Source organism: Bradyrhizobium sp. IC4060, from assembly GCF_020193715.1.
GTDB lineage: Bacteria > Pseudomonadota > Alphaproteobacteria > Rhizobiales > Xanthobacteraceae > Bradyrhizobium > Bradyrhizobium yuanmingense.
Genome location: NZ_JADYVJ010000024.1, coordinates 40,721 through 47,157, shown reverse-complemented (window position 1 = coordinate 47,157; position 6,437 = coordinate 40,721). Strand labels below are relative to the sequence as shown.

Annotated in this window: 3 protein-coding genes; all 3 read left to right on the top strand. The window is 59.4% G+C overall.

Annotation, left to right across the window (positions count from 1 at the left end; all coding sequences use genetic code 11):
* The first annotated feature begins 251 nt into the window (after positions 1 to 251).
* The 3 genes from I6F16_RS35655 (at position 252) to rpoN (ending at position 6,347) form a co-directional block, all read left to right on the top strand.
* Positions 252 to 875, top strand: coding sequence for a J domain-containing protein (locus tag I6F16_RS35655; protein ID WP_225174529.1), 624 nt, complete (start codon positions 252 to 254; stop codon positions 873 to 875).
* Positions 876 to 2,022: 1,147 nt separating this feature from the next.
* Positions 2,023 to 2,808 (top strand): LuxR family transcriptional regulator, encoded by a 786-nt coding sequence (locus I6F16_RS35650; protein ID WP_225157456.1) that lies wholly within the window; start codon positions 2,023 to 2,025, stop codon positions 2,806 to 2,808.
* Positions 2,809 to 4,841: 2,033 nt separating this feature from the next.
* Entirely contained in the window at positions 4,842 to 6,347 is a 1,506-nt protein-coding gene (gene rpoN / locus I6F16_RS35645; RefSeq protein WP_225174528.1) for an RNA polymerase factor sigma-54, read from the top strand.
* Positions 6,348 to 6,437: the final 90 nt, after the last annotated feature.

Here is a 6,437-nt window from a genome sequence, read left to right as displayed (position 1 = left end):
CAACTTCGGCCTGCTCCTGCGGTGGCTCGCAGAACTCTTGCGTGCCATTATCCGGGCGTTCACCGAAACTGTCCCTGCCCAAAAGATCGCTTAAATCAGCGCTCTCCCGCCTTCTTCACGGACGACTAAGAAGTGCCTGCTACATCGTGCCACTAACTAGACGCAGAGGCCGAGACCAACTTGCAATCCAAACGCAATTCTCTAGCAGACAAGCGGCGCTGTTAACTGCCGCTCCGCTAACGGAGCCAGTCATGCTGATCGACACCTCCAAAATCTTCGACTCCATTCGCATCAACAAGAAGGAAGCGCGGGAGCGCCAGACCTCGGCGCTATGTGAATGGCCTGGTTGCCAAAACAAGGCGACCCATCCCGCGCCCAAGGGCCGCGACAATGCGCGCGAATATTGGCACTTCTGCATCGACCATGTTCGCGAATACAATGAGTCCTACAATTTTTTCTCGGGGATGGACGCGGAAGCGGTCGCGCGCTACCAGAACGACGCGCTGACCGGCCATCGTCCGACCTGGAAGATGGGCGAGAACATCAGCGCCCGCAAAATGGCCGGCAGCGCGGCCGATTTCGAGGACGACTGGCATGCCTTCTGCACGCAACTCGAGCTGAACGGACGCGCCGGTGCCCGCCCCCGCGCGGAGGCCAAGCCTGCGGCGCGCAAGATTTTAAATGCCGAGCGGAAAGCGTTGCAGGTGATGGGCCTGAATGCCAATGCGACGCTCGGCGACATCAAGGCGAAGTACAAGGCGATGGTCAAGCAGCACCATCCCGATGTCAATGGCGGCGACCGCTCTACGCAGGATCGCCTGGTCGAGATTATCAAGGCCTACCATTACCTGAAGAATGTGGTGCGCGAGAGTTAGGGCGGACACGACTTGAACGGCTTCACCCCACCCGCCGCTACTAGCCCTTCATCGTGTGAAAGCTGTATCCGAGCTGGCGTGTAATCCGCTTCAGACCCCCACGCCTGGGCCCGCGAGGCGCAGCATCTCCGCCACGCTAGCCGGAGTCTTTATCAACAGCGCGCTCCGGATCAATCCACGACGAGCCTTCCGTGATTCTTTCCTCTTTCATTTGCTCGCTCCCCGGCGTTGCAAAGAGGGGGCAAGTCCTCACGACGCCGAAGGCGCGGTTCGCAAAGGCGCGCCACAGCGAAACGCTGAAGGCGCCGGTCCTCGGCTGCTCAAAGACCCCGCAACACTAAACTGCTGCTGCGCTGCTCGATTTCAAGGATGGAAAGGCCCGTACTGTATTTGGCTTGCGCGTTAGGACCGCACGGGCGGCGCCCATCCCGTTCCGCGACATGCAGGTGAGGCAACCGCAATCATGCTCATGATCTATATCAATTCGATGTCGCGCCTGACGACGTTGTCGCATGTTCGACGTATGTCGCATTCGCTCGAAACAACTCAGATGAGACCGTCTTTCTCTGAGTGCCTCTCTTCTTAAGGGGCCATTTTGCCAAATCGGAAAGTGGTACGAGAATTGCTGTGCCCACCATGCTGGTTCTTGGAAGTCCTGAGGATCGCATGCACGGTGTCGTCCTTATCAAGCAGCTGGTTGTCAATGTCCGCGAGTGGCGGCCCAACATGCGCAAGCGCCGGAGAGGGGCTGCACCGGTCCGTGACCTCAGGCGTGTCGAGCTGCGCGAAGAGTTCCGTGCCGAGCGCACTTCTTTACGTCGCCGCTTGAGACGTTGGTATGTTCTTACGAGAAGTGCTGACCTTGTCCGCCGCAACCGTTGCATCATTTGCCAGCCATTCTTTCGAGAGTCTGGCTACGCACGTGACGATTCGGCAGCTCGGATAGCAACCCGACCCGGTCGGCAACGAACCAAGTCAGCTCCGCGTTGGCTCAACCTGCAGGGGGCGCGTGCCGGTTTGCTCCACCTATCTAATCGGTACGCTCTGGGACCCGGGCAAACATTTCGCGCCCGGCGCTTTCCTTCGCGCGGGCGTCCAGCTGCAACAAGCAGAGCCAACATCTGTACAAGTAAAATGGGAAATAGAAATGGATGACCAATCGCACGGCAAAATGCCACTCTCTTCAAGCGGACGGGAAAGCCGCGGGCCAGACCTATTCAGCTTCGTCGAATGCGCTACACAGACAAGATCAATCAAAGCGCTGTTCGAGCTTCTTGTGAGTTTCGCGAGCAATGAAGGCTTTAATAAAGTCGCGTACGGAGCACTCACCTGCTCGAATGAGCGTCGTCTGTTGGACTATCTTCCGCCCCCGCCAACGATAAACTTCCCGTCTGATTGGTGCCAACGCTATGCTGAGCAAGAGTATCGAGCGATCGACCCGGTAGTTCGGCGGACAGCAATGCTGCCAAGGCCCTTTCTTTGGGATGACCTAACCAATAAATATAAACTGCAGCCCCGTGAGCTGCGCGTCTTGCACGAGGCCAGAGAAGCAGGTCTTAAGCATGGCATAAGCGTGCCATTGTTTGGATCGCAAGGCCGATTGGCTTTCGTATCGTTTGCATCTCCCTTCGATGATGCCGATCCGCACAATCGCATGGCTCATCTCACGACATTGGCGTCGGCGTTTCACAACGCTGTCGCGCAGATTACACCGCCCCTTGATGAAGATTGCGAGACAGACATTCCGCTAACCGAGCGAGAAACAGAGTGCCTATACTGGGTCGCAGAAGGAAAGTCAGCCTGGGTAATCGGGCGACTTGTGGATGTCAGCGAGAATACCGTCAACTTTCACATGAAGAACGTCGTCAGAAAGCTAGGGGCGGCGAACCGGACAAATGCTGTACACAAAGCAACCCGACGCCGCATCATTTAACTCCGCGCCCGTTTGAAGGCACGCTCAAAGGCCCCGTCTTCGGGCGGGCTCTTCCCTTCTTGCCGCGGATCGGGACAACCGATCTCTAGTGGCTTCGGCGATGTACTTCAACGGAAGCCGCTCAAACCAGATAGCTGGGCAGGCAAGCGCATCAGGCGCGCCTATGCGGTGTCCCGCAACAGCGCCCGGTGTGGACTTGGAGCGTCGTCGTTGCATGCAAGTCCCGTTGCGCCAGACTCTCAATCCGCCTCTCAAGCGATCTAGTGTTGCTAAACAGGCGGCTCAACGAGACGGCGGAAGACGCCGACATCATCTTCATTCTCTCCAGCAACCGTCCCGAGGCGACCGAGGCCGCGCCAGCCGTCCCCGCCTTATCGATCAGGCAATCGAGGTGCCGCTGCCTGATGCGATTCGCCGAGGCAAGGTGGTTCGCGCTATGGCAGCGGCTTGCCGGTGGACGAAGCCATGGTCGCTGAAGCCGTGCGCTTCACCGCGGTGGCAGCGCCGCCTTACAATTGTGGCGCGATTTCCATCAACGTGAAGCGACCTGCTCGTGCAGCGAGGTCAATCGCCTATCTGGGCATTGTGGTAAGGGTTCTCCAGCCATCGACCTTGCCGCATGTTGATCTGGCAGGAGGTGAGCAGGCCAGGACAATATTGCCGTGGCGGCCGCTGATGGCAAACGGTCTTGATCTTGATCCGTCGCTTGAACTTTTCGTTGGCCGCCCAATGGCGTTAGTAACCGGTATGAGATCTGCCGGTGCCAACGTTCCGCTGCGGTGTTCTACAGCGTTTTGTATGGTACTGGTATCGGCACAGAGGCAGCGGGAGCACGAATTGCGGGTCCGGCGATACAGGCAATGAGCCGGGAGTTCGAGTTGGAGCTGGCCACCTCTGCGACTCAACACGTTGTAGCAAGAGCCTCTAACTCGCACTTGTCGTCTCGCCGCAGCTCAGATGCCGATGAGACGAGTGATTGGACTCGGCATCCAGCGAAGCTTCGGAGGGATGTTTGGGGTGGCGGCAGGCTCCGCCGGCAACGCTGATATGACGCGGAGTGCGCTAAAGCGCTGGCAAGACTCTGCTGGCCAGCGATGAGGTGGTGCTCGAGGTCATAGGCGACGGCATGGCGGTCTACGCGCGTGCGGACGCCTTTCGGCCCATGTGATTGTCGGCAGTCCGCTGCAAGCGAAGCAACTCGCGCAGGCTCTCGACAAAGCGACATGATCGTCCCGGTCACGCCGGCCAATTTGGAGGAGGAAGGTATCCTTCCCAGATTCGGACGCGTGAGAGGCCCAGAACCGACATCGCGAATACGTTGGGACCTTCGCCAGGACAAGCGGAAGCGCAGGCACAATAGTGCCCGCTGTTCGATCTTCCGCCGATTTTGCCTCAGCAACTTGGGCAGCTGACTTGTTTTCGACCACATGGGGCAGGCGCTGCGCTAACAGGCAGCAGGCTTTAGGCAGCCGAACGCGACGATAACCTCGCTTCTCTTTTGGCGCAGGGCCGATCTCGCGGCCGGTTCAACCCGCCACCTCAACTGTTTTGACTGCCAGCCCTAGTGCCAGTCCGTTTGGGCAACGTTCTTCCATGATTGGCTTCAAAGTTCGCGCCAACTCCGAGCGTGCAGCAAGGCTCTTTGTTAATGGGCTATCAGAGTGGCGGGCAGGCACCGATCCTAATCCTAGCGCACCTATTGCCGGTGGTCCTACGGGATGGTGTAGGATCGCCGCTACTCTCAGAAGTCACCAAAACTGCCGCGGACTGCCAAGTCCTTCATCGGAGTGTCGCCACAGTGAAACTGTCCTGTGGTTCATGTCCTCGGGTCAAAGTGCCACCTCCTAATCTCTAGTTCTCTAGTCTCACGGACTTAACGAAGGAGTTTCGCAAGTGTTTCGGTGTCCAGCTGTTGGCTGCCTTCATTAAATATCTCACCTCGCATCTACTTTTGCGCGACATCAAATACGCGTGGATCAGCTCCTGACTAGATGAGCAAAACGCGGGCCAACTTCAGTAAAGGTTCTTGCTTCATGGCGCTCACGCAGAGATTAGAGTTCCGGCAGTCGCAGTCGCTGGTCATGACGCCGCAGCTGATGCAGGCGATCAAGCTGCTGCAATTGTCCAATCTCGATCTCACCACCTTCGTGGAGGAGGAGCTCGAGCGAAACCCGCTGCTCGAGCGAGCCAATGACGATGTGGCTGGCGCCGAAGCCCCGACTGAAGTCGATCAGGTCAGCGGCGAACAGCTGGCCGAGGCAGCTTCGCGGAACGCCCAGGATGCGGCGCCGACCACCTATACCGAATGGGGCGGCGGCGCCTCCGGTGACGAAGACTACAATCTCGAAGCTTTTGTCGCGGCCGAGACAACGTTGTCGGACCATCTCGCCGAGCAGCTCTCGGTCGCCTCCACCGCGCCCGGGCATCGCATGATCGGCCAGTACCTGATCGACCTCGTCGACGAGGCCGGCTATCTGCCGCCCGATCTCGGCCAGGCCGCCGAGCGTCTCGGCGCGTCGCAGGCCGAGGTCGAAAGCGTCCTCGCCGTGCTGCAGAAATTCGATCCGCCCGGCGTCTGCGCGCGCTCCTTAAGCGAGTGCCTGGCGATCCAGCTGCGCGAGCTCGACCGTTACGACCCCGCGATGCAGGCGCTGGTCGAGCACCTCGATCTGCTCGCCAAGCGCGACATCGCGGCTCTGCGCAAGATCTGCGGCGTCGACGATGAGGACATCGCCGACATGATCCGCGAGATCCGCCGCCTCAATCCCAAGCCCGGCATGAAGTTCGGCTCGGCGCGCCTGCAGACCATGGTGCCCGACGTCTATGTCCGCCCGGGTCCCGACGGCGGCTGGCATGTCGAGCTCAACAGCGACACCTTGCCGCGCGTGCTGGTCAACCAGACCTATTATTCCGAGCTGTCGAAGAAGATCGGCAAGGACGGCGACAAGTCCTATTTCACCGATGCGTTGCAGAACGCGACCTGGCTCGTGCGCGCGCTCGACCAGCGCGCCCGCACCATCCTGAAAGTGGCGACCGAGATCGTGCGCCAGCAGGACGGGTTCTTCACCTACGGCGTCGCGCATTTGCGCCCGCTCAATCTGAAGGCCGTCGCCGACGCCATCCAGATGCACGAGTCCACGGTGTCACGTGTCACCGCCAACAAATACATGGCGACCAACCGCGGCACGTTCGAGCTGAAATATTTCTTCACGGCCTCGATCGCCTCGGCCGACGGAGGCGAAGCGCATTCGGCGGAAGCGGTGCGTCACCACATCAAGCAGCTGATCGATTCGGAGGAGCCCTCCGCCATCCTGTCGGACGACACCATCGTGGAACGCTTGCGCGCCTTGGGCATCGATATTGCCCGCCGCACGGTCGCGAAGTACCGCGAAGCCATGCGCATACCCTCTTCGGTGCAACGCCGCCGCGACAAGGAGTGGTCAACGATCAACAGTCAAGCATCGGCAGGAACTGGCCTCCCGGAAGAAACTCCCAGCCGTCGATTTGGACTCCACAAGCTACGCTTTGGATTTGCCTGAAAGTGGGTCTTTGGCGCGACACTTGTTGATTGGCGGTTGAACGAAGCCGCTCGCGCCGACTGCCGTCTGACAGGATCCGAGGGTTCTCAG